Raw genomic sequence first — 22,741 nt, 5'->3', positions numbered from 1 at the left:
GGGATTTAGACGATGCGTGAAGCCGTTATTGTAGCAGGAGCACGAACTCCTATTGGAAAAGCGAAAAAAGGTTCATTAGCAACAGTAAGACCAGATGATTTTGGAGCAGCAGTTGTCAAAGAGACATTGAAAAGAGCGGGCTATGAAGGGCCTATTGATGACTTAATTTTAGGGTGTGCAATGCCTGAAGCAGAGCAAGGTATGAATGTTGCACGTAGCATTGGTGCACTTGCAGGGCTACCGGATACGACACCTGCTTTGACTATTAATCGTTTTTGTTCATCGGGTTTACAGGCAATAGCGTATGCAGCTGAACGTATTATGCTTGGTCATTCAAAGGCAATTCTTGCTGGCGGTGTTGAGTCTATGAGTATGGTACCAATGGTAGGGAATACACCACGCTTAAATCCAACATTAGCAGAAACAGCCCCTCAATATTATATGGGGATGGGACATACAGCAGAGGAAGTCGCACGACAGTATAATGTTAGCCGTGAAGATCAAGATGCATTTGCGGTACGCTCGCATGTGCTTGCAGAAAAAGCAATTCAAGAAGGTAAATTTAATGATGAAATCGTCCCAATTGAAGTAGAACAACATTATGTGGATGCTAATAATAAACTACAGGTGAAAAAATTTACTTTCAGTATGGATGAGGGGGTCCGCCCTGGCACATCTGTAGAAGGTTTAGCGAAACTTCGTCCTGCCTTTCATGTAAAAGGTAGTGTGACAGCAGGTAACGCTTCGCAAACTTCTGATGGTGCAGCAGCAGTTCTGGTGATGGATCGAGAGGAAGCTGAAAAGCAAGGGATGACACCAATGGCGAAGTTTTTAGGCTTTGCGGTAGGTGGTGTTCCTCCAGAAGTGATGGGAATCGGTCCAATCGTTGCAGTACCGAAAGCACTTGATATTGCCGGTTTATCTATAGAGGACATCGATTTGTGGGAAATTAACGAAGCATTTGCTTCGCAGTCTTTACAAGTTGTACGTCATTTAGGCATCGACCAAGAGAAAGTGAATGTCAATGGTGGCGCAATTGCATTAGGACATCCACTTGGCGCAACCGGTGCAATTTTAACATTAAAACTTATTCATGAGCTGAAACGTCAAGGTAAAAAATATGGAGTTGTCACAATGTGTATCGGCGGCGGTATGGGCGCAGCTGGGGTATTTGAAATTTTATAAGTTGTGTAAAAATTAATTGTTTAAGAATTGCGAATTGTATGCGTGCCTGGCACCGAAAAATAAGGAGGAATTGGACATGACAGAAAAAACTACAGATATCATTAAAGGCGGCGGATTTATTATTGAGGATGTGGCGTTAGATCGCGTATTTACACCTGAAGATTTTACAGACGAGCAAAAAATGATCGCCAAAACAACGGAAGAGTACGTTGCGAATGAAGTATTACCTGTCGTTGAAAACTTAGAACATCATGAGTTCGAACATTCAGTACGTTTACTAAAAACCGCTGGTGAGCTAGGCCTATTAGCGGCAGATGTACCAGAAGAATATGAAGGTCTTGGTTTAGATAAAATTTCTTCAGCATTAATCGCAGAAAAAATGTCTGTAGCAGGTGGTTTCTCGATTACACATGGTGCGCATGTGGGGATTGGTTCATTACCGATCGTGCTTTTCGGGAATGAAGAGCAAAAGCAAAAATATTTACCAAAGCTTGCTTCAGGTGAGTTAATTGCAGCTTATGCTTTAACAGAGCCAGGTTCAGGTTCCGATGCATTAGGTGCTAAAACGACTGCCAAGCTAAATGCTGCCGGTACTCATTATGTTTTGAATGGTGAAAAACAATGGATTACAAACGCTGGATTTGCTGACGTATTTGTTGTGTATGCAAAAATCGATGGCGATAAATTCTCGGCATTTATCGTAGAACGTGCATATAACGGTGTTTCTGTTGGGCCAGAAGAAAAGAAAATGGGTATTAAATCTTCATCAACTCGTACATTAGTGCTTGAAGATGCAGAAGTACCTGTTGAAAATCTGCTTGGTGAAGTAGGTCGTGGACACGTCATTGCCTTTAACATTTTAAATATCGGTCGCTATAAATTAGGTGTCGGTACAATCGGTGGCTCAAAACGTGCATTAGAGCTAGCGATTCAATATACGAACCAACGTCAACAATTTAAAACAAAGCTTTCTGATTTCAACCTAACAAAAGAAAAGCTATCGACTATGGCGTCTCAATTATATGCGTCAGAATCATTAAATTATCGTACAGTTGGATTATTTGAAGATCGTCTAAGTCAATTGAGCCCTGAAGAACAAAAGCAAGGGAAAGTCATTGCCAATGCAATTGCAGAATATGCAATTGAATGTTCGATTGCGAAAGTGTTTGGGTCAGAAACATTGGATTATATTGCTGATGAAGCGGTGCAATTACATGGTGGCTATGGCTTTATGGCAGAATATGAGGTAGAGCGCATTTATCGCGACTCTCGAATTAACCGCATTTTCGAAGGAACAAATGAAATTAACCGCATGATTGTGCCTGGCACATTTATGAAAAAAGCATTAAAAGGCGAATTGCCATTATTGCAAGTCGCACAAAATTTACAACAAGAATTGCTGATGATGATGCCAGAAGAAGTAGGTACAGAACCACTAGCACAAGAAAAATACCTTGTAAAAAATGCTAAGAAAATCGCTGTGTTAGCAGCAGGTATGGCAGCACAACGCTACGGTGCGAAGCTTGACCAAGAGCAAGAAGTATTGGTTAATATCGCGAATATCGCAAACCAACTATTTGCTATGGAGTCTGCTGTGTTACGTACAGAAAAAGCGATTGCACGTGAGGGTGCAGAAAAATCACAACAAAAATTACTTTACACGCAAATTTTCTGCCAAGAAGCATTTGCAGAAATTGAGAAAGAGGCAAAGGATACGATTCTTGCTTCAGCTGATGGAGATGCTGCACGGATGACATTGTCAGCGCTTCGCAAACTGACTCGCAACAACCCTTATAACCTTATTGCTAAAAAACGTGAAGCTTCCGTTAAACTTATCGAAGCTGAAAAATTCATCGTATAATACTAGCTATGAACAGACTGTAGATACCTTAATCTACAGTCTTTTTTGGTGACAGGCACTCACACAATTTATAGCTTTGTCTTAAGACTCACTAAGTAAAAATCCACGTAGACTCCTGCGGGAACGCATAGATTTAAGTGTCAGGCACTCAAACAATTATAATTGTTTCATTTTGGCACATACTAGTTATGATGGTATACTACAGAAAATGATAGTAGAGGAGCCTACAAATATGATTCAATTTATCCATTATCCTAAATGTACAACTTGTAAAAAAGCACAGAAGTGGTTAAACGACAATGGCGTTTCATACGAAGAGGTACACATCGTTGAACAAGCACCTACGAAAGAACAATTAAAGCAATATTGGCAAGCGAGCGGGTTGCCACTGAAGAAGTTTTTTAACACTTCTGGCATGAAATACCGTGAACTTGGATTGAAGGATAAATTGGCGGAAATGCCGGAAGATGAGCAACTTACACTGCTTGCGTCAGATGGTATGCTAATTAAACGACCAATCGTGACAGATGGAAAAAAAGTAACGTTAGGTTTTAAAGAAACAGAATTTGAGCAAGCTTGGAAATAACTGCTTTTATCCTTGTTTTTATGATAGAAGTATGGCACACTGATAGTGAATATATTACATATTTATGGAGGGGTTTTTGGCATGAGCACACCTAAAGACTTACGTTACTCTGAAGAACATGAATGGGTAAAATTAGAAGATGGTAAAGTACGTATCGGTATTTCTCACTTCGCACAATCAGAACTAGGAGATATCGTTTTCGTTGAGCTTCCACAAGTTGGCGACGAAATTAAAACAGATGATCCATTCGGAAGCGTAGAATCAGTAAAAACTGTTTCTGAACTTTACGCACCAATTTCAGGTACTGTAGTTGAAGTAAATGCAGACTTAGAAGATAGCCCAGAATTCGTAAATGAATCACCATATGAAAAAGCATGGATGATCGTTGTAGAGCCTGCTGATGCATCAGAGATTGAAAACCTTATGACAGCTGAGCAATACGAAAAATTGATTGCAGAATAAACAAGCCTGTAATAGAAAAACGTCGGCAAATTTACCGGCGTTTTTTATTATATAATGCTACAATTTTTCGGCGCATTCTTAGGAATTGCTAGTGCAATGAATTAATGGAAACGCCCAAAAGTTGAGATGCAATAGTATGAAATTCGGTTATTCAAATGTTATGCTGTAGTAGATAACTGTCTAAATGGGGGTGGCGTGATGTTCGAAGGGAAATGTTTAATCGTGGAAGGCCGTTCGGATAAGCTTCAAATAGAACCTATTCTTAGTGAAGATGTTACAATCCTTTGTACAAATGGTACAATTGGTGTGCATCAATTAGAAGAATTACTCGACCCATATGAGGGCTGTGAGCTCTATACATTTTTTGATGCGGATACATCAGGCGATAAACTACGAGCATTAATGGATAGACATTATCCAGAGGCCGAGCATTTACGGACAATGCCAACATATAAAGAAGTAGAAACAACACCGAGGAAAGTGCTAGCGACGATTTTATTGCGTGCTCATTTTTCAATCCATAATGAATATATTTTGTAAGGTTGCGTGAAATCATGGAAGAATGGTCAAAAGAGCAGTGGGAAACGGCTGTACAGTCTGGAGACAAAACTGCCTTTTATTTATATACACCGATGTGCGGAACTTGTGCCGTTGCATCCAAAATGATGAATATCATTGAACAGTTACTGCCAGAGGTAAAAATAGGCAAGGCAAATATCAATTTTTCAGAACAAATCGCTTTTGATTTTCAAATTGAAAGTGTACCTTGTTTACTTGTTAGCGATGGAGGAGAGGTTATTGAAAAGATTTATGCCTTTCAATCCGTACCATTTTTATACGAATTGTTAAAAAAACCAATTGACTGAACTTTGCTAGCGTGGTAAAGTAACAAATATATTAAAAAACTATTAAATATATCGAACTCTTATAAAGAGCGGCGGAGGGACGTGCCCTATGAAGCCCGGCAACCATCACATTTGTGAAAAGGTGCCAAATCACCCAAAGATTTATCTTTGAAAGATGAGAGAACGGTTTAGCGTATAAAGTACGTGACCCCTTCTACTTGTCTTGAGAGAAGGGGTTTTCTATATGAGAAAAGGAGTATTCGCTATGATACAGCTTCAAAATATTACGAAGAAATACAAAACCGCAAATGGCGAATTGACTGCTGTCAAAGATGTAAATCTTTCCATTAACAAAGGTGAAATTTTTGGCATTATCGGCTACAGTGGTGCTGGTAAAAGTACGATGATTCGTTTATTAAACGGTTTAGAAAAACCTACTACAGGTACAGTGAAGGTCAATAATCAAGAATTTTCATCTATTAAGGGGCAAAAGCTCCGTGATGCTAGACAAAAGGTAAGCATGATTTTCCAACATTTTAACTTACTTTGGTCCCGAACAGTGGCAGAAAACATTGCTTTTCCACTAGAAATAGCAGGCGTTTCTAAGCGTGAGCGAGAAGCACACGTGAAAGAACTAATTGCACTCGTTGGCTTAGAAGGTCGCGATAAAGCGTATCCTTCACAGCTATCAGGTGGTCAAAAGCAACGAGTTGGTATAGCGCGAGCCCTTGCCAATAATCCAGAAGTTTTGTTATGTGACGAAGCTACATCTGCACTTGATCCAGAAACTACAGATGCAATTCTCGATTTACTAGTTGATATTAATGAACGATTAGGCTTAACCATTGTGTTAATTACGCATGAAATGCATGTTATTCGCAAAATTTGTCATCGTGTGGCGGTGATGGAAGCTGGAGAAATTGTAGAGCGCGGTGAAGTATTGCAAGTGTTCCAAGCACCTCAAGCGGCAATTACAAAAAAATTCGTCTCACAAATTACTGATACGAAGGAAACGCAGGAGACTGTTGCACAGCTTAGAGCGAATTATCCTACAGGGCAATTGGTCAAGCTTGTCTTTGTAGGAGAAAAAACAGAGCAGCCTGTAATATCGCATTTAGTGAAGCAGTTTGATGTAGAAATTAGTATTGTTCATGGTAATATCTCACAAACTAAAAACGGGGCATATGGCACACTTGTTGTGCAAATTGATGGCTCAGAGACAAATGTAGCAGCTGCATTAAATTATTTGAATACAGTTGAAGTACAAACGGAGGTGATTGCAGATGCTAACTAATCTCTTTCCGAATGTCGACTGGGAAAAAATGTGGTCTGCCACATATGAAACACTTTATATGACCACTATCTCAACGGTCATCACGTTCATACTTGGTTTAGCCATTGGTATTATCCTCTTTTTAACGAGCCCGAACCAATTATGGGCAAATAAAATCGTAAACTTTTTAACGGGGTCAATCGTCAATATATTCCGTTCGATACCATTTATCGTGTTAATTATTTTACTAATACCGTTTACAAAGTTTTTACTTGGAACAATCCGCGGAGCAGATGCAGCTTTACCAGCACTTATTATCGGTGCAGCACCATTCTATGCACGAATGGTATTAATTGCACTACGAGAAATTGATAAGGGCGTTATAGAAGCAGCGCGCTCAATGGGTGCTAAAACGTCCACGATTATATGGAAAGTACTAATTCCAGAATCATTACCAGCACTTATTTCTGGGATTACGGTAACGGCTGTTGCCCTTGTTGGCTATACGGCGATGGCTGGTATTATTGGTGCTGGCGGTCTAGGAAACTTAGCCTTTTTAGATGGCTTCCAACGTAATCGCCAAGATGTGACATTAATGGCAACTATTTTGATCTTAGTAGTCGTATTTATTATCCAATGGATTGGCGATATGATTACTTCGAAAACAGACAAACGTTAAAAAGGTTATACCGGTTATTTACCGCTAACATATTATGGTTTGAACAAAATAAAGGGAGTGTAGACAAATGAAGAAGTTATTAGCAGGATTATTTTTATCAGTACTTGTACTAGCTTTAGCAGCTTGTGGTGCTGGTAACAAAGATGAAGCAGGTTCAACAACTGGAGATAAGGCAGACGACAGTGCAAAAACTGAAGAAAAAGTAACATTAAAAATAGGTGCTTCTAACACACCTCACGCAGTTATTTTAGAAAAAGCAAAACCGATTTTAGCTAAAGAAGGCATTGACTTAGAAATCGAAACATACCAAGATTATGTATTACCAAACCAAGATTTAGATTCTGGAACAATTGATGCAAACTATTTCCAACATATCCCTTATTTAAATTTACAAATCAAAGATAATGGCTATGATTTTGTAAATGCTGGCGGTGTACACATCGAGCCAATCGGTATTTACTCTAAAAAATATAAATCTCTTGAAGACCTTCCTAAAGGTGCAACAATCTTATTATCTAATTCTGTTTCAGACCATGGTCGTATGCTGTCATTATTAGAGGCAAAAGGCTTAATTAAATTAAAAGATGGTATCGATAAAACTGCAGCTGAAATTAAAGATATTGTAGATAATCCGAAAGACTTTAAATTTGATGCGAATACTGCACCAGAACTACTTGTTCAAATGTTTGAAAACGAAGAAGGCGACGCAGTCCTTATCAACTCAAACTACGCAATCGATAATGGCTTAAACCCAATCAAAGATGCGATTGCTTTAGAAGATAAAGAATCTCCATATGTCAATATTATTGCAGTACGTGCTGGAGATGAAAATAAACCAGAAATTAAAAAATTATTAGAAGTATTAACTTCTAAAGAAATCCAAGACTTCATTCTGGATGAATGGAAAGGCGCAGTAGTACCAGTTAAATAATATGAACTTTTAAAAAGAGTATGTAAGTGAAAACTTACATACTCTTTTTTTATGTAAGGAAAATATCCGTCGTTCAAGGCAATGTCCAATCCGTCTTTTACGAACATATTTGTGTAAATAACAATAGTAAGAAAGTATTTATTATATTAAATGTGAATTATTAACATTGTTCAGTGTTACAATGTGACTTTTATTAATACAGTTAAAAAGAGGTGCGTGAAAAAGTGAACAATTAGGAAAAGGCCATTTTATTTTAAGCAATCGGAGTGTGACGATATTTTTTCTTTTTTTGAAATAATGCCATCTTTGCATCTAGTTAATTATATTTAGAAAAATAGTGCATGTATTAATTTACCAAAAATGATATAATACTAAAGGATTATATGAAGGTTTTTGGTGAAATCAACTTATTTAAAATAGTTATATATACATTCAATTAAAAATTGTTTAGAATTTGTTTAGTTGAAATTAGTACTATAGGTATGTTGGAAATGTGTACTTATTTTGTGGTGACAAGAAAATAAATTCCTTTTGCACAAAAAAGGATTTATTTGTATTTAATGTTTAAAATTAGGTAAAGGGGTAATTTGTTTATGGGGATTAAAATTGACTCACCAAAGTTAGCTTTATCGAAAAAAATCAAAACGAAACAGGCAAAAATTGGTGTAATCGGACTTGGCTATGTAGGATTACCACTCGCTATAGAAATGGTCAAAAAAGGGTTTCAAGTAATTGGTATTGATAAAAATAACGAAAAAATAGCTAAGCTAACGAATGGAGAAAGTTATATTGCTGATTTATCGGATGCTGTTATCCAAGAGGTCTTAAAAGAAGAGATGTTGGAAACGACTGCGGATTTTTCAAAGCTTGCAAGTGTAGATGTCATGATTATTTGTGTACCAACTCCAACATCAGCAGATGGTACACCGAATATTTCTTACATTGAAGATGCGTCCAAATCAATCGCACAATATATTTCTGCCAATACACTAGTGATTCTTGAAAGTACGACGTACCCTGGAACGACTGAAGAAATCGTTCAACCAATTTTAGAAAAAAGTAATTATGTGATTGGGCAGGATATCTTTTTAACTTATTCCCCTGAACGTGTTGATCCTGGAAATATTAATTTTACCGTTTCAAATACACCGAAAGTAGTCGGTGGTGTGACAGAAGCATGTTTAGAAATAGCAAAACTATTTTATGAAACGATCATCAATACAAATGTTTTTCCTGTTTCTAACCCAAGGGTTGCAGAGATGGAGAAGTTACTGGAAAATACCTTTCGCCAAATCAATATCGCACTTGTTAATGAGCTGAGCAAAATATGCTACAAAATGAATGTAGATATTTGGGAAGTAATCGAAGCTGCTTCGACAAAACCATATGGATTTATGCCGTTTACACCTGGTCCAGGGGTAGGGGGGCATTGTATCCCTGTTGACCCTAAATATTTATTATGGGCAGGACAGCAACATGGTATTACGGCTTCATTAATTGAGGCGGCAGATAAAATTAATGATTCCATGCCGAGTTTTGTGGTTGAAAGACTGGAAAATTATCTTATTGACCAGAAGAAAGAGCTACGAGCTGGAAAGATTGTTGTTATTGGTGTCACGTATAAGCCAAATATTAATGATTTCCGTGAATCTCCTGCACTTCACGTCATCCAAGAATTATTGGAGAAGCAATATGATGTTATGGTTGTGGACCCATTTATCGAAACTTTTTCAGTCAACCAATACACACTTAATACTGTTGCATTATCAAAACAATTAATCGAAGAAGCAGAAGCTGTATTAATTTTAACGAATCATGCAGAAATTGATTATGGACTGCTCGATCAATATGCTGCACTAATTTTTGATACACGGAATACCCATTTTTTATTTGCCAATAAAAATTATCATAAATTGTAAGGAGAACTGTGTGGAAATGAAAAGACTAAAATTATGTAGTTTACTAGTCGCTTTGTTCATAGCAGGATGTCAATCCGAAACACAAAGTCAAGTTGCACCAGTAGATTCGTCGATTGAAATAAAAGAGCATGATGGAACGATGAGCGATATTTTACATCATGCCAATATTCTTACCCCAAAAGTGGCTTTGACTTTTAATGGACTTGCAGATAATGAGACAATGCAAAAGCTTTTAAAGGTATTAGATCAAACGAACATCAAGGCAACGTTTTTTATTGAAGGTATGCGTCTAGCACAAGAACCTGAATTGGTTAAGAACATATTGAGCAAAGGCCATGAAGTAGAAAACGGTACATTAACGTTCCCTGATATGGCAGATATAGATTATGAAGAGACTTATAAAGAAATATATTTAACAAATCAAATTTTTGAAGAGCAATTAGGTTATACACCGAAGTATGTGAGAAGTCGTTCAGGGGACGCAACAGACAATATGCGTTATGCTACAAATGCTCTTAATATGAAAGCTGTTGTAGAGGCATCTGTTAATCCGAAAGATCGTAATATGCAAAGTGCAGAGGAAATGATGACGTATATTCGAAAGTATGTAGATAGTGGTTCAGTCATCCATTTAAATACGTATATTAATCCGGCCGTCATTGATGTTGTCCCGTTACTTGCACAGTTTGGCAAAGAAAAAGGCTTTACATTTTCTACGTTAACGGACGTATTTGAAAACGAATATTTGGTTAAATCATTAGAGGAAATTAAAGGCTACGATGCGATAAAAATAAATCCAGCATATGAAAATGTCCAACCGCATGTCTATTATCGGAAAAATACAACAAAAAAAGAAATTGCTTTATCCTTTGATGACTGGGCAAGTGAGGAACGAACGAAGGAAATTTTAGATGTTTTGGATAAGTACAATATTCAATGTACATTTTTCTTAATCGGGAAGGGTGTTGAAAAAAACCCTCAATTAGCACGATTAATTGTAGATCGAGGACACGAAGTAGCGAGTCATTCTTATAATCATGTCGATGTAACAACGATGACACCAGAGGAGTTACAAGAAGATGTATTGAAGGCACACCAAGCACTCACGTATGCCTTACAAGAATCACCGTTATTGTATTTTAGACCAAATCAAGGTGTTATTAATGAGGAGTCTGCTAAAATTATTGCCGCTACTGGCGTTCAAACAATTGCCATGTACGATATTGCATCATTTGATTGGAACTTAGATTATACGGCACAAGATATTTATGATCGGGTTATGACTAGGGCAGCTCCAGGAAAGGTAGTGGTGATGCATATTTTAGACGGTACAAAAACAGTCGAAGCACTGCCATTAATTATTGAACAACTTCAAAAGCAAGGCTATAGTTTTGCAAAAATGTCGACTTGGATTGAAGAAGATTCAAATAAGAAAGTGAATTGATAATCATGAAAACGAAAAAAGAGATTTTAACAATGCCGCGCTCTGATCGACGTATCTTATCCAATATTCCTGACCCTGAAAATGTGCGGAGCCTCGTTAATCGTCGAGGGGCTTCGTACCAAACAGAAGGGGATATTGACCCTACAAATGTAAATGAAATTTATCGTTTACAGTTATTAAGTTTGCGTTATGAAACTGCATTTGAAGTGAACATTAAAAGAGCTAGACAAAAAAATCCTTATCAATATTATGCTGAAGATATTTCGGTGACAGGTATCCTTGTTTATACGGATAGTGCAAATAGATTATTAGCTGATGAAATTGTTACGATGCAGTTCACAATACCTGATGGAGCGATGCCTGAGGGTTATGAATCAAAAGTAAAGTTAAAAGCTAAAGTAGTCCGTCAATTTACAAAAGAGATAGATGGAAAAACGAGATACTACTATGCGTTTGAATTTTTAAATCCTTTAAATGAGTATTTAACGAAAAAACGTTGGGGACTTTCAATTTTTGTAGCGAGTTTATTTTTATTTATTGTTTCACTTATCGTTGTATTAATGCGTGCTGAAAGTGTCATCTATTTTAAGTTTAATAAGTTCTTATATTTATATAGTATAATCGCAGCAACATTTCTTCTAAGTAGATATTTGTTTGGTATTTTCTATAAGAATGTGCCAATCAATCCTCAATATGAACCCGGTGTTTCTATTATTATTCCAGTATTTAATGAAGAACAATGGATTCATAGAACCATTTTAAGTTGTATAAATCAATATTACCCTGTGGATAAATTAGAAGTTATTGTCGTAGATGATTACTCTACAGATAGAACAGAGGAAGCCGCCAATAACATGATTGAGCTGATTCATAGGGAAGGTGGGCGTTTTAGAACAGAGGGACGTTTGAAATTTCATAAGCTACCTCAAAATGGGGGGAAGCGTGAAGCGTTAATAGCGGGAGTGCATTTGGCCAAACATGATTTAGTCGTTTTCGTCGATTCAGATAGCTTCTTAGAGCCTCACGCCATTCGAAATTTAGTACAACCTTTCCAAGATCCTAAAATGGGCGGTGTAGCAGGGAGAACAGAAGTAGAAAACAAGTTTACGAATGCTCTAACAAAACTACAAACGGTTCGATATTATATAGCCTTTCGTATAATGAAAGCGGCTGAGTCTTGGTTTGACACCGTAACATGCTTATCGGGGCCACTTGCATGCTATCGTAAAGAGCTTATATTAAAAAATGAAACAGCATGGTTAAATCAAAAGTTTTTAGGGCAACCGGCAACATTTGGTGATGATCGTAGTATGACAAACTATATTTTAAAGACGCATCGCACAGGCTATCAAGACAATGCAGTATGTTCTACAATTGTACCTTCAGATACAAAAGTCTTTTTGTCGCAACAAATGCGCTGGAAACGATCATGGTTACGAGAGTCGTTAAGAGCCTTTTTATTTATGTGGAAAAAAGAACCTTTTATGTTTTTGTTCTTTATCATTGGTTTAATTGTACCAATCGCAGCACCAATTGTCGTAGTTTATAATTTAATCTATGTGCCTATTATGCATGGGATATTTCCAACAACATTTTTAATGGGTCTATTGTTAATGGCAATGCTGATGAGCTTGGCCCACCTATTCTTTAGACGAAGTAAGTTGTGGATGTTTGGCTTTATATTTGTCCTTTTCTACGAATTTATTTTACTTTGGCAAATGCCTGTGGCGTGGGTGACATTTTGGAAATCAACTTGGGGTACAAGAGAAACACCTCAAGATGTATTGGCAAGGGAAAAGAAATTGGAAAAACAAAAGATTCGGAAATCCCGATTTTCAATGCTGAAAATAAGAAAAATGGGTGAGAAGGAATGAGTGAAAAAAATGTTGTATTAAATCCAGCTAAAAAAAATCGCAGAAAATTACTTCGTTCTATTGCTCAATTCGTTATCGTTGTATTTTTAGCGGTGATATTAATACGTGTCGTGTTCTTAACAGAAAAAAAAGAAGAGGAAACTGTTCCTCTAATTAATAAAGATGGTTTTATTGCATTATCCTACTTTGGCGTAAGTAGAAATGATTCTCCAAAATACGTGTCCAGAAAGAACTTGGAAAAACAGTTGGAGTTACTTGAAGGGCAAGGTTACAAAACGATTACCCAGCAAGATATATTAGATTTTTATGAAAAGAAAAAACCTCTACCAGAGAAAGCGTTGTTTTTATCATTTGAAGATGGACGCACAGACTCAAGTATTTTCGCTCAAAACATTATGGAAGAGTTGAATTATAAAGCAACCATGTTTACGTATGCCAATAAGATGGATACGAGAGACAATAAATTTTTAAAACCTAAAGATTTATTACTGATGCAAAAAAGTGGGTTTTGGGAATTAGGTTCCAATGGATACCGTCTGACGTATATTAATATTTATAATGATCAAGGACAGTCATTAGGCATGATTGACGAGAATGATGTGCCAAATAAAACGACAATCGAATATTATAATCACTATTTAATGGACTTTATTCGCAATCAGTTTATGATTCCGAGTGAAACGCGGAAAGAAATGGAGACGCGAATTAAAAAGGATTATAAATTAATGCACGATATTTATGAAGAAAAGTTAGATGAAGTGCCAAAGGCGTATGCCATTATGCATGCCAATGCACTTTACAATAATATGGACCCTTTAGTAGAGAGTATCAACGATACCGAAATTAAAAATACATTTTGTATGCATTTCAATTTAGAGCTAGGTGCCTATAATAACAAAGATGCAGATCTCTATAACTTAAGTCGATTACAAGTATCGCCATATTGGTCAACAAACCATGTGATGATGAAAATCCGCCAAGCGAGTAAACAAAATGTAGCATTTGAAGTAGGGGATGCGCAACAAGCAAAAAAATGGTCCATTATTAATGGAGCCGCAGAATTTAAAAATAATGAAATCATTATAACGTCTGCACCATCCAGTGAAGGGCGCATTATTTTAAAGGATGCCTTGCCTAATCAATATAATGTCAATTTTGCTTTTAAAGGAAATGTAGTAGGGCAGCAATCTCTATATTTGAACTATGATGAAAAAACCAATAGCTATATTCGCATTGCATTAATAGACAATGAGATCGTTGTATCAGAAAAATTGCCTGGAGCAAGTGTTGTTGAAAAGGAACGCTTGCAGTTAAATGATATTAAGTGGGATGAAGAACAATACGCATTTAATAAAGCAACTGTCTATAACTATCAAGATACACAAAAAGGTTCGAGAATTGATGAAGATGAATATCCACGAAATTTAACACAAAAAAGAGTATTTAATATCGCTGTGAATAAAGATAAAATAGAGATAAATGTCGACGATGTATTATCGAAGACAATAAAGGTAAATCCAGTTATTAATGGGACTCAATTAGGAATCGGAGCAATGTATAGTAAAAAAGATACGACACATGAACAGTATGCAGATGATATTTACGATACATTGATCGATGATCTATTAATAACAGATGGAAACAAGACGACACTCTTTTCAAATCAATATACGAATTTTGATAAAGTAAAGTATAAAACAACGACATTGTTTAATAACGTTGTAGACTTCTTTATTGAAACCTTCTAAACCGAGGGGAAGTTAGATTCACGTGAGAAAATTTATTTGGTTTATCTGTATGGCACTACTAATTATCACAGCATGTAGTAATAGCAAAGAAGTTCCGGTTGAAGCAAAGGAAGAGCTAAAAAATAAAAATAAGTTGCAATTATCTATTTGGTTGCCCGAATGGCAAAAAAAATCAGCAATAGAAGACGTGAAAAATTCACAGCAGGGTTTACAGGATATCCGTGTATTTGGCGCTTATTTCAACAGTAAAGATCAATTATTATTAACAGATAATGCGGTAGAGATGTTGCAACAAACACAGCAACAATTTCATGCCACACATTTTGTGATGCTTACGTTAATCAATGACTATGTTACAGATAACGCCCCATCAGTTCAGAAGGATAGTAAGTTATTACATCGCCTGCTCCAAGATACTTCAACGAGGCAAAAGCATATCGATAATATATTGCAAATTGTTGAGCAATATCAGGTCAAGGGAATAGAAATTGATTATGAAAAGGTAGCGAAAGAGGATCTTCCGAAATATATACTTTTTTTAGAAGAGCTTTATCAACAGTTATCCAAAAAAAATATCACACTAAATGTTGTATTAGAACCGCGTTTTCCATTCGATATGAAATTGCCCGATGGCCCAAAGTATACTGTTATGGCGTACAATGTCCATGGTTATCATAGTGGACCTGGAGCAAAAGCAACATTCTCATTTTTAGATGACTTACTAAAAAAAATACAAAAGTCGAATCAAAACTTAGCCATTGCTTTTGCAACGGGTGGATTTAAATGGGCTGCACAAGGGAAAGCAGTTGCTTTAACGGAAATTGAGGCAGAGCAACTTCTCGCCAAAACGAAAGTAAAGAAACAACGAGATCAAGCAAGCGGAGCTGCCTACTTCACTTATTCTGATGACAATAATGTACGTCATGAGGTATGGTATGCGGATCAAGAGACACTTGAAAAATGGATTAGCTATGTCCAACAAAAAAGCTACCATGAGGTAGTATTATGGCGCGCTGGCGGTTTAAGTTCAGATACATTAAAGTGGATTGACAAGCAATCTATCAAATGAAGGAAGGATAGATAAGTCAATTAAACGTATTTTTTACTGTAGTTTGAAATAGCGAAAAGCTATATAATGATTAAATATGACAAGCCCCACCATTTAACTTTTTGTGGGCGAGCATCGAGCATCTTCCATATGGCATGTGCCATATGGAGGGGGCTTGTCTGACTCGCTTTCCTATAAAAGTTTATTTGGTGGGGTTTACCTTGTTTATCAATAATTATGTACGGTTAGTACAAGGTTTATTTTTGTTCCTATCGGGCACTAAACAAGTAAGGCTTTGAATTATTTCGAGGAGAGCTACAAGGAGGTAGGAATAATGAATGAAGTAATTTTCGCAAAAGATATAATGCTAGAACAAGATGTTAAAAAATATTTTGAAATTATGCTTGAAAGTGCTATTCGTTCACATATGACGATTACCACAATTTTTTTAAAGTGTGTACACAGTAGCTCTTCAGAAGTAAATCAAAGCAATGTAAATGCTCAAATTACTGATTTTTTAACGGAAAATATTCGGAAGACGGATTTACTCTTCCAATTGGCAGATGGAGAGCATTGGGGCATTATTTTTTTACAAAGTAGCGATGTTGAAGCGAATGCATTTTTAAAAAGAATCTTTTATTTACTAAAGAAAGATACAACGCTAGAAAGTCGCGTTGCCTTAAAAGCTTCTATAACAGAAATACGTAATAATCAGATTAACTTTGAAATACTAGTAGAAAAAAATAAAGCATTACTGGCTGATAGCAATCAACAGCAATGGTGGATTGAACAGATAGAGGATTATCGTTTACAATCCATTGAACTTGTAAAAGTGAGTATTATTGAACAAAATGCTATTTTTAGAAAAGTGTTAGAAACGACTTTAAATTCCATGGATATCGCTAATTTTACTTTTGATGTCACAGCATATGAAGATGGTTATAGTTTTTTACAATCTAATACTTATCAATCCGGGCATTTGCATTTAATTATTATGAATGATATTTTACCGCGCAATAATGGCTTAGAAATTTTACACAGCTTACGAACAATGCCGAACGAAAAGCGATTCCTCATTTACATGATGTCTGAACGTAACTCAGAGATCGCCGCACTCAATGCATATGAAGGTGGCGTAGATGAATTTATAGTTAAACCGTTTAACTTACGTTTATTAGAAGCAAAAATTAAACGAACTTTTGCGAGGTATTGGCAATGATAGACTTATCGCTTGATTTTCTTTTATCCGTAATAGCTATACTGTTCATCGTTCTGTGCGGCTTTATGATGTATATATTTTATCAACGTCAAAGTGAAGTGCGTTTTAAAAAATCGAGAGATATCTATTTAAAAGACTACTCACAGCTTTGGTATGAATATCTTTTTAATAATGAAATTTTTTCAGTGGTGCTTATACCACGTGGCAAGCCGCAAGTTCAGGCAATCGAAATGATTTTTTCATCCTATTTAAAGAACATTACGAATGATGATATGAGATGGAAAATGAAGAATTTTTCCAATCAGTATTTAAAGACATTTTATGAAAATGATTTAATGAATAAACGTTGGAGCATTCGCATGAACGCATTATATCGTATCGCCGATTTGCAGCTCGATGAATTGCTCGATGCTTGTAAAAAATTAGAGACAACGAAATACTCTAAGGAAGAGTTTTTTCAATTGCTTAAAATATATTCTTTATTTCAGCCAGAATTATTTATTCAAAAAATAAAGGCCCCCAATGCAAATTACTCTGAAAGTGAATATAGAAGATTATTCGTTTTATTAGAGGAAGATATATTTATGCGATTTTTTGATGAGTTTACGAGCTGGTCAATGAGCATTCAATTTGCTGTAATCGATACGGCTGCGGCCCAAAAAAATATGCAATATATTGAGAAATTAGAGCAATTATTAACGAATGAAAATGATGAAATTAAAATACGCGCGCTAAAGGGCCTGTTTGAAATTGGTGTAATTGAAAATATCAATCCGTATATTCCTTTCGTAACGTCACATTTATGGGAAGTACGCTTAATGGTAGGGAAGATATTTAAATATGTCCCCTTGTCCTATTCTTATCCCTATTTAGAACAGCTTCTTCAAGATGAAAATTGGTGGGTTCGGTCTCAAGCTGCGAAGACGATTGCTGAAGATCGTGACGGATTAGAGAAATTAAAAGAGTTTATTTCATATTCTACTGATCATTATGCAGTGGAGATGGCACAAGAAACAATAATGAGAAAGCAGGGAACGAGATGAAAATTTTACATTACTCCATGTTGTTTTTTGGCGGCGTAATTGTATTTTATATGCTGTTTGTTATTGTTTCATATTGCACCATGTTAATTATCGCAATGCTTGATTTGCGTAAGCGATATCGTTTAGACCCTTCGGAGTATGATGATGCGCATATAGATGCCTTTTATTCCAAGCCTGTGTCCTTACTAGTTCCTGCCTATAATGAAGAAGTAGGGGTAGTAGATACCGTCTATTCATTGCTTAATTTACGTTATCCGCAAACAGAAATTATTATTATTAATGATGGTTCCACTGATAATACTCTACAAACGGTCATTAAGCACTTTCAGATGAAACCTGTAAATAAAATTATAAAAACAAATATTCATACGAAGCAAGTTATCCAAATTTATGAATCAGAAATTTATATGAATTGTATATTGGTAGATAAAGTGAATGGCGGCAAGGCTGATGCATTGAATGTCGGTATCAACGTATCACAATATCCGTATTTTTGTTCCATTGATGGGGATTCCATTTTAGATGAAAAAGCATTGCTTCGTGTAATGAAGCCGATTGTTTTATCTGATGGCGAAGTGATTGCAGCTGGGGGCAATATACGTATCGCCAACGGAGCGAAAATGCAACTTGGCTCGATTTATGATATGCGATTACCTAGTAATTATTTAGTTATCATGCAAATAATTGAATATTTGCGAGCCTTTTTAATGGGGCGAATTGCATTAAGTAAATTTAATCTTGTGTTGATTATTTCAGGTGCATTTAGTGTCTTTTCAAAAAAATGGGCTGTTGAAGCAGGCGGCTATTCGACCAATATTATTGGTGAAGACATGGAGCTCGTTGTCAATATTCATCGACTTATTAAAGAGAAAAAAGAAAATAAACGAATTGAATTTGTGCCAGACCCTGTCTGTTGGACAGAAGCGCCGCATACATTAAGTGTTTTGCGAAATCAGCGCAGACGTTGGCACCAAGGGATGTTTGAAAGTCTTTGGAAACATAAGAAAATGACGTTAAATCCACGATACGGTTTGATTGGTATGGTGTCGTTTCCGTATTTTTGGCTTGTGGAATGTTTAGGACCTGTTGTAGAACTAGGTGGCTATATCTATATTATTATCGCGTTTTTCTTAGGGCAAATTTATTATGAATTGGCGATTTTGTTATTATTGCTTTTTGTTATTTATGGTGTTATTTTTTCCGTTGCTTCCGTATTATTTGAGGCTTGGAGCATGAATACGTATCCAAGAAAGAGAGACTTGTTACGTATGATTACTTTAGCGTTTACTGAAATTTTTTGGTATCGCCCACTTACACTACTATGGCGTTGTGAAGGATTAATTCGATTTGTACGTAGAAAGAGTGAATGGGGAAATATGAAGCGTGTCGGGATTGCTGAAAAGGAGAAAAGAGTATGAAGCGAATATATATAGGAATTATCATTACATTAATGCTCATTATTACTCCGATTATTATTTGGTACTTGGATGATAATACCCCGCTTAACGTAGCTATTTTAGATAAAACAGTTCCAAATGAAACATATCGCGAACATCTCGGCGTGAATTGGTTTTTAAATCATTACAAGTATACGATGGACAATCAGCCTTATGATTTAGTGGACAGTTATTTCGGTACGCAACCAGATGACAAATTAAAAAGTGTAACGGAAAAAAAATTCCCAACAGACTACAGTAACTATGATGTGATTTATTTAGCAGATACGTATGGTGTGTATAAAGATGATTTAGGACAAGAAAAAAGGCTAGGACAGCGCTCAGAAAAAATTGTCGGTGGTTTAGAGATGGAAGAATGGCAGTCCATTGTATCTCGACTAGCTAGTAATAAAAAAAGTATGTTAATAGCCGAGTACAATACATTTGCTTCGCCAACAACAGAAGCTGTTCGAAAAGAGCTTCAAGATTATTTGGGAATTTCATGGTCAGGATGGATTGGGCGTTATTTCGATGAGCTCGATTATCATAAAAATTTAGAAATACCACAATGGATCGTAGATGAATACGGAGACGATTGGTCCTATAAAGGCGGAGGATTTATCGTATTTAATGAAATTACAGAAAAGCTCGTAGTATTAGAGTTGGACAAACATATTAAAACGGCAGGGATTGAGCTTCAATTTACGGAAGCGGGTAAGCAATTTTTTAATACCTCTAGCAGTGCAAAATATGAGTATTGGTTTGATATTATTACGCCGAAATATGCTGAAGATGCATTAGCCAACTATAAGTGGGATTTAACGAAAGAAGGGTCAAAGTTATTAGATGACAATCATATTCCACAACAATTTGCAGCGATTGTCTCGCAGGATAAACGTTATACAACGAGCTATTATTTTGCAGGAGACTTCAATGATATGGGGCGTTTACCTACGCTATCTAAAGTCAAAGGTTTACCTACTCTTTATAAATATGCTGAGAAGTTTGCTGACAGCTCTTTTTATTGGTCTATTTACATACCAGTTATGCACAAAGTATTTGAGACATTTGAGAAAAAAGAAGTGCAAGAAACAAATCATGCAAACAAATTAAACTATAATGCACGTGTTCAAGGTGAAACGTTTGAAGTGTTACAAGATGGAAAATGGGAGCCGATAACATTCAAAGGTGTCAATATTGGTATGGGGAAACCAGGTGCATTTCCTGGGGAAGCAGCAATCACTGAAGAAGAGTATTATCGTTGGTTTAATCAAATTGCAGCTATGAATGCGAATACGATACGGGTATATACATTACACCCGCCAGGCTTCTATCGAGCGCTGGCAAAGTACAACGAAGAAAATCCTAATAAGCCACTATACGTTTTACATGGTGTTTGGATTAATGAAGAAGGCTTATCACAATCACTTGATGCTTATGATGCAACTACGTTAAAGGATTTTCAACATGAAATGAAGCGCATGGTTGATGTTATTCACGGTAATATTTATGTGAAGCCTGTAACGGGACATGCATCCGGCTTATACGATGTAGATGTTTCAAAATATGTAATTGGTTGGGTGCTTGGGATTGAGTGGTATCCACATATGGTCGTCGGAACAAATGAAAAGCATGCTAATTTAGGGCAATATAATGGAACATTTTTCGAAACGAAAAATGCGACACCTTTTGAGCATTGGCTTGCTGAGCAGATGGACATGATTACAGTTTATGAGAAAGAGAAATACAATTGGATGCGACCGATGAGTTTTACCAACTGGGTAACAACAGATTTACTAGAGCATCCATCCGAACCATCAGAAGATGAAGATTTAGTAGGCGTTAACCCGAATGTCATCTTTACAAAAGGGGAAATGCAAACACCAGGACAATTTGCTTCATATCATGTCTATCCTTATTACCCAGATTTCTTTAATTTCGATAAAGATTATTTAAATTATGTAGATTTCCGTGGTCAAAAAAATAGTTATGCGGGCTATTTAAATGAATTGCATAAGGCGCATACAATGCCTGTACTTATCGCGGAATTCGGCATTCCAGCATCGCGTGGAATGACACATGAAAATGTCTACGGTTGGAATCAGGGGCACATGTCTGAAAAGAAACAAGGTGAAACATTGCAGCATTTGTATGAAGATATCATGTATGAAGGCTTGCTTGGTGGGCTTGTATTTACATGGCAGGATGAGTGGTTTAAACGGACGTGGAATACAATGGATTACGACGACCCGAATCGTCGACCGTTTTGGTCCAATGCTCAAACCAATGAACAGCAATTCGGTCTAATGAGCTTTGATCGAAATAAAGTAAAAGTGGATGGAAAGCTAAATGATTGGGAAGAAGGTACACAATTATATAAAACTTCGCCTTCTAGCTCGACTGATTTTGCTGTGGATTACGATGAAAAGTATGTGTATATGAAGTTGAAGAGTGATGAGATAAAAACAGCATCACCACGTATTTTACTAGACGTAGTACCAGAGCAAGGCAATACATCTGCAACAACTATTAAAAATATAACATTTTCAAATGGTGTTGACTTTATTGTTGAGTTAAATAAAAATAGCGATTCGCGAGTTGTCATTGATGAATACTACGATTTCTATGATTATTTCTATGGACATCGATTAAGTATGATTCCTCCACGCATGAAAGCAGCGGTTAAAAATAGTGGCAAGTTTGCGCCGATTTATTATGTTTTAAATAAACAACTGTACTTACCAGAACAAAAAAAGACGACAGACTTTAGCTTTTATGAAACAGGTAAATTGCTACAAGGAAATGCAAATCCTGAAGCGTCTAACTATAATTCACTCGTTGACTACACATGGACAGATGATAATGTGATTGAGCTACGAATACCTTGGCTTCTGCTACAATCCAAAGATCCAAGTCAGCGAGAGTTTATGGGAGATTTATATGCAAATGGTGAAACAGCGTCAGTTAAAGTGGATAATATTTTTGTTGGTGTAGTATTTGTCGATGAAGAAGGAAAAGTAGTCCAATCTTTACCGAAGTCTACGAATAATGTATTGCCAGCATTGGATTCATATAGTTGGGATACTTGGCAACAACCGAAGTACAATGAACGCTTAAAACAATCTTATTATATTTTACAAAAAGTATTTAAGGACGATTAACGCATACACTTGAAGCATTGGATAAAC

At 36.3% G+C, this 22,741-nt stretch carries 18 protein-coding genes and 1 riboswitch; all 18 genes read left to right on the top strand.

Annotated features, from left to right (window positions below; genetic code table 11):
- The first annotated feature begins 12 nt into the window (after nt 1–12).
- Nucleotides 13–1,185 carry an acetyl-CoA C-acetyltransferase gene (locus tag T479_RS17995; RefSeq protein WP_024362693.1) on the top strand — a complete coding sequence of 391 codons (1,173 nt, stop codon included), beginning with the start codon at nt 13–15 and terminating at the stop codon, nt 1,183–1,185.
- A 76-nt stretch (nt 1,186–1,261) separates the two neighbouring features.
- Complete coding sequence (locus T479_RS17990) at nt 1,262–3,046, top strand: acyl-CoA dehydrogenase FadE (protein WP_024362694.1); 1,785 nt, start codon at nt 1,262–1,264, stop codon at nt 3,044–3,046.
- 232 nt (nt 3,047–3,278) lie between these two features.
- Nucleotides 3,279–3,632 (top strand): arsenate reductase family protein, encoded by a 354-nt coding sequence (locus T479_RS17985; RefSeq protein ID WP_025220417.1) that lies wholly within the window; start codon nt 3,279–3,281, stop codon nt 3,630–3,632.
- Between the two features lie 81 nt (nt 3,633–3,713).
- On the top strand, nt 3,714–4,094 hold the full coding sequence (gene gcvH, locus T479_RS17980) for a glycine cleavage system protein GcvH (RefSeq protein WP_024362696.1): 381 nt from the start codon (nt 3,714–3,716) through the stop codon (nt 4,092–4,094).
- A gap of 198 nt (nt 4,095–4,292) precedes the next feature.
- The gene (locus T479_RS17975) at nt 4,293–4,634 is read left to right on the top strand and encodes a toprim domain-containing protein (protein WP_024362697.1); all 342 of its coding nucleotides are present in this window, start codon (nt 4,293–4,295) and stop codon (nt 4,632–4,634) included.
- Nucleotides 4,635–4,648: 14 nt separating this feature from the next.
- Nucleotides 4,649–4,960 (top strand): thioredoxin family protein, encoded by a 312-nt coding sequence (locus T479_RS17970; protein ID WP_025220416.1) that lies wholly within the window; start codon nt 4,649–4,651, stop codon nt 4,958–4,960.
- Between the two features lie 56 nt (nt 4,961–5,016).
- A riboswitch (SAM riboswitch) is annotated at nt 5,017–5,121 on the top strand.
- Between the two features lie 83 nt (nt 5,122–5,204).
- The gene (locus tag T479_RS17965) at nt 5,205–6,233 is read left to right on the top strand and encodes a methionine ABC transporter ATP-binding protein (RefSeq protein ID WP_025220415.1); all 1,029 of its coding nucleotides are present in this window, start codon (nt 5,205–5,207) and stop codon (nt 6,231–6,233) included.
- On the top strand, nt 6,223–6,891 hold the full coding sequence (locus T479_RS17960) for a methionine ABC transporter permease (RefSeq protein ID WP_024362700.1): 669 nt from the start codon (nt 6,223–6,225) through the stop codon (nt 6,889–6,891). Before T479_RS17965 ends, T479_RS17960 begins: the two co-directional genes overlap by 11 nt.
- 67 nt (nt 6,892–6,958) lie before the next feature.
- Complete coding sequence (locus T479_RS17955; protein WP_025220414.1) at nt 6,959–7,822, top strand: MetQ/NlpA family ABC transporter substrate-binding protein; 864 nt, start codon at nt 6,959–6,961, stop codon at nt 7,820–7,822.
- Nucleotides 7,823–8,415: 593 nt separating this feature from the next.
- Nucleotides 8,416–9,741 carry a nucleotide sugar dehydrogenase gene (locus T479_RS17950; protein ID WP_025220413.1) on the top strand — a complete coding sequence of 442 codons (1,326 nt, stop codon included), beginning with the start codon at nt 8,416–8,418 and terminating at the stop codon, nt 9,739–9,741.
- A gap of 16 nt (nt 9,742–9,757) precedes the next feature.
- The gene (locus tag T479_RS17945; RefSeq protein WP_227665376.1) at nt 9,758–11,185 is read left to right on the top strand and encodes a polysaccharide deacetylase family protein; all 1,428 of its coding nucleotides are present in this window, start codon (nt 9,758–9,760) and stop codon (nt 11,183–11,185) included.
- A gap of 5 nt (nt 11,186–11,190) precedes the next feature.
- Nucleotides 11,191–13,059, top strand: a complete 1,869-nt coding sequence (locus tag T479_RS17940) for a glycosyltransferase family 2 protein (protein ID WP_051147740.1) — start codon at nt 11,191–11,193, stop codon at nt 13,057–13,059.
- A complete protein-coding gene (locus T479_RS17935) occupies nt 13,056–14,807 on the top strand; it encodes a polysaccharide deacetylase family protein (protein ID WP_025220412.1) in 1,752 nt (583 codons plus the stop codon). Before T479_RS17940 ends, T479_RS17935 begins: the two co-directional genes overlap by 4 nt.
- Nucleotides 14,808–14,829: 22 nt before the next feature.
- Entirely contained in the window at nt 14,830–15,876 is a 1,047-nt protein-coding gene (locus T479_RS17930) for a glycosyl hydrolase family 18 protein (RefSeq protein WP_025220411.1), read from the top strand.
- A gap of 313 nt (nt 15,877–16,189) precedes the next feature.
- The gene (locus T479_RS17925) at nt 16,190–17,074 is read left to right on the top strand and encodes a response regulator (protein ID WP_025220410.1); all 885 of its coding nucleotides are present in this window, start codon (nt 16,190–16,192) and stop codon (nt 17,072–17,074) included.
- The gene (locus T479_RS17920; RefSeq protein WP_025220409.1) at nt 17,071–18,117 is read left to right on the top strand and encodes a HEAT repeat domain-containing protein; all 1,047 of its coding nucleotides are present in this window, start codon (nt 17,071–17,073) and stop codon (nt 18,115–18,117) included. Before T479_RS17925 ends, T479_RS17920 begins: the two co-directional genes overlap by 4 nt.
- On the top strand, nt 18,114–19,535 hold the full coding sequence (locus T479_RS17915) for a glycosyltransferase family 2 protein (RefSeq protein WP_025220408.1): 1,422 nt from the start codon (nt 18,114–18,116) through the stop codon (nt 19,533–19,535). Before T479_RS17920 ends, T479_RS17915 begins: the two co-directional genes overlap by 4 nt.
- Nucleotides 19,532–22,714 (top strand): hypothetical protein, encoded by a 3,183-nt coding sequence (locus T479_RS17910; protein ID WP_025220407.1) that lies wholly within the window; start codon nt 19,532–19,534, stop codon nt 22,712–22,714. Before T479_RS17915 ends, T479_RS17910 begins: the two co-directional genes overlap by 4 nt.
- Nucleotides 22,715–22,741: the final 27 nt, after the last annotated feature.

It is taken from the genome of Lysinibacillus sphaericus (assembly GCF_000600105.1).
Taxonomy (GTDB): Bacteria; Bacillota; Bacilli; order Bacillales_A; family Planococcaceae; genus Lysinibacillus; species Lysinibacillus sphaericus.
Note: the sequence above shows the minus strand (reverse complement) of the source record. Positions and strands in the feature narration are given on the sequence as shown.

Coding starts and splice junctions, on each gene's coding strand:
- T479_RS17955 (WP_025220414.1), top strand. CDS start 6,959: ATGAAGAAGTTATTAGCAGGATTATTTTTATCAGTACTTGTACTAGCT.
- T479_RS17950 (WP_025220413.1), top strand. CDS start 8,416: ATGGGGATTAAAATTGACTCACCAAAGTTAGCTTTATCGAAAAAAATC.
- T479_RS17985 (WP_025220417.1), top strand. CDS start 3,279: ATGATTCAATTTATCCATTATCCTAAATGTACAACTTGTAAAAAAGCA.
- T479_RS17915 (WP_025220408.1), top strand. CDS start 18,114: ATGAAAATTTTACATTACTCCATGTTGTTTTTTGGCGGCGTAATTGTA.
- T479_RS17920 (WP_025220409.1), top strand. CDS start 17,071: ATGATAGACTTATCGCTTGATTTTCTTTTATCCGTAATAGCTATACTG.
- T479_RS17990 (WP_024362694.1), top strand. CDS start 1,262: ATGACAGAAAAAACTACAGATATCATTAAAGGCGGCGGATTTATTATT.
- T479_RS17945 (WP_227665376.1), top strand. CDS start 9,758: ATGAAAAGACTAAAATTATGTAGTTTACTAGTCGCTTTGTTCATAGCA.
- T479_RS17940 (WP_051147740.1), top strand. CDS start 11,191: ATGAAAACGAAAAAAGAGATTTTAACAATGCCGCGCTCTGATCGACGT.
- T479_RS17965 (WP_025220415.1), top strand. CDS start 5,205: ATGATACAGCTTCAAAATATTACGAAGAAATACAAAACCGCAAATGGC.
- T479_RS17975 (WP_024362697.1), top strand. CDS start 4,293: ATGTTCGAAGGGAAATGTTTAATCGTGGAAGGCCGTTCGGATAAGCTT.
- gcvH (WP_024362696.1), top strand. CDS start 3,714: ATGAGCACACCTAAAGACTTACGTTACTCTGAAGAACATGAATGGGTA.
- T479_RS17960 (WP_024362700.1), top strand. CDS start 6,223: ATGCTAACTAATCTCTTTCCGAATGTCGACTGGGAAAAAATGTGGTCT.
- T479_RS17925 (WP_025220410.1), top strand. CDS start 16,190: ATGAATGAAGTAATTTTCGCAAAAGATATAATGCTAGAACAAGATGTT.
- T479_RS17935 (WP_025220412.1), top strand. CDS start 13,056: ATGAGTGAAAAAAATGTTGTATTAAATCCAGCTAAAAAAAATCGCAGA.
- T479_RS17995 (WP_024362693.1), top strand. CDS start 13: ATGCGTGAAGCCGTTATTGTAGCAGGAGCACGAACTCCTATTGGAAAA.
- T479_RS17970 (WP_025220416.1), top strand. CDS start 4,649: ATGGAAGAATGGTCAAAAGAGCAGTGGGAAACGGCTGTACAGTCTGGA.
- T479_RS17910 (WP_025220407.1), top strand. CDS start 19,532: ATGAAGCGAATATATATAGGAATTATCATTACATTAATGCTCATTATT.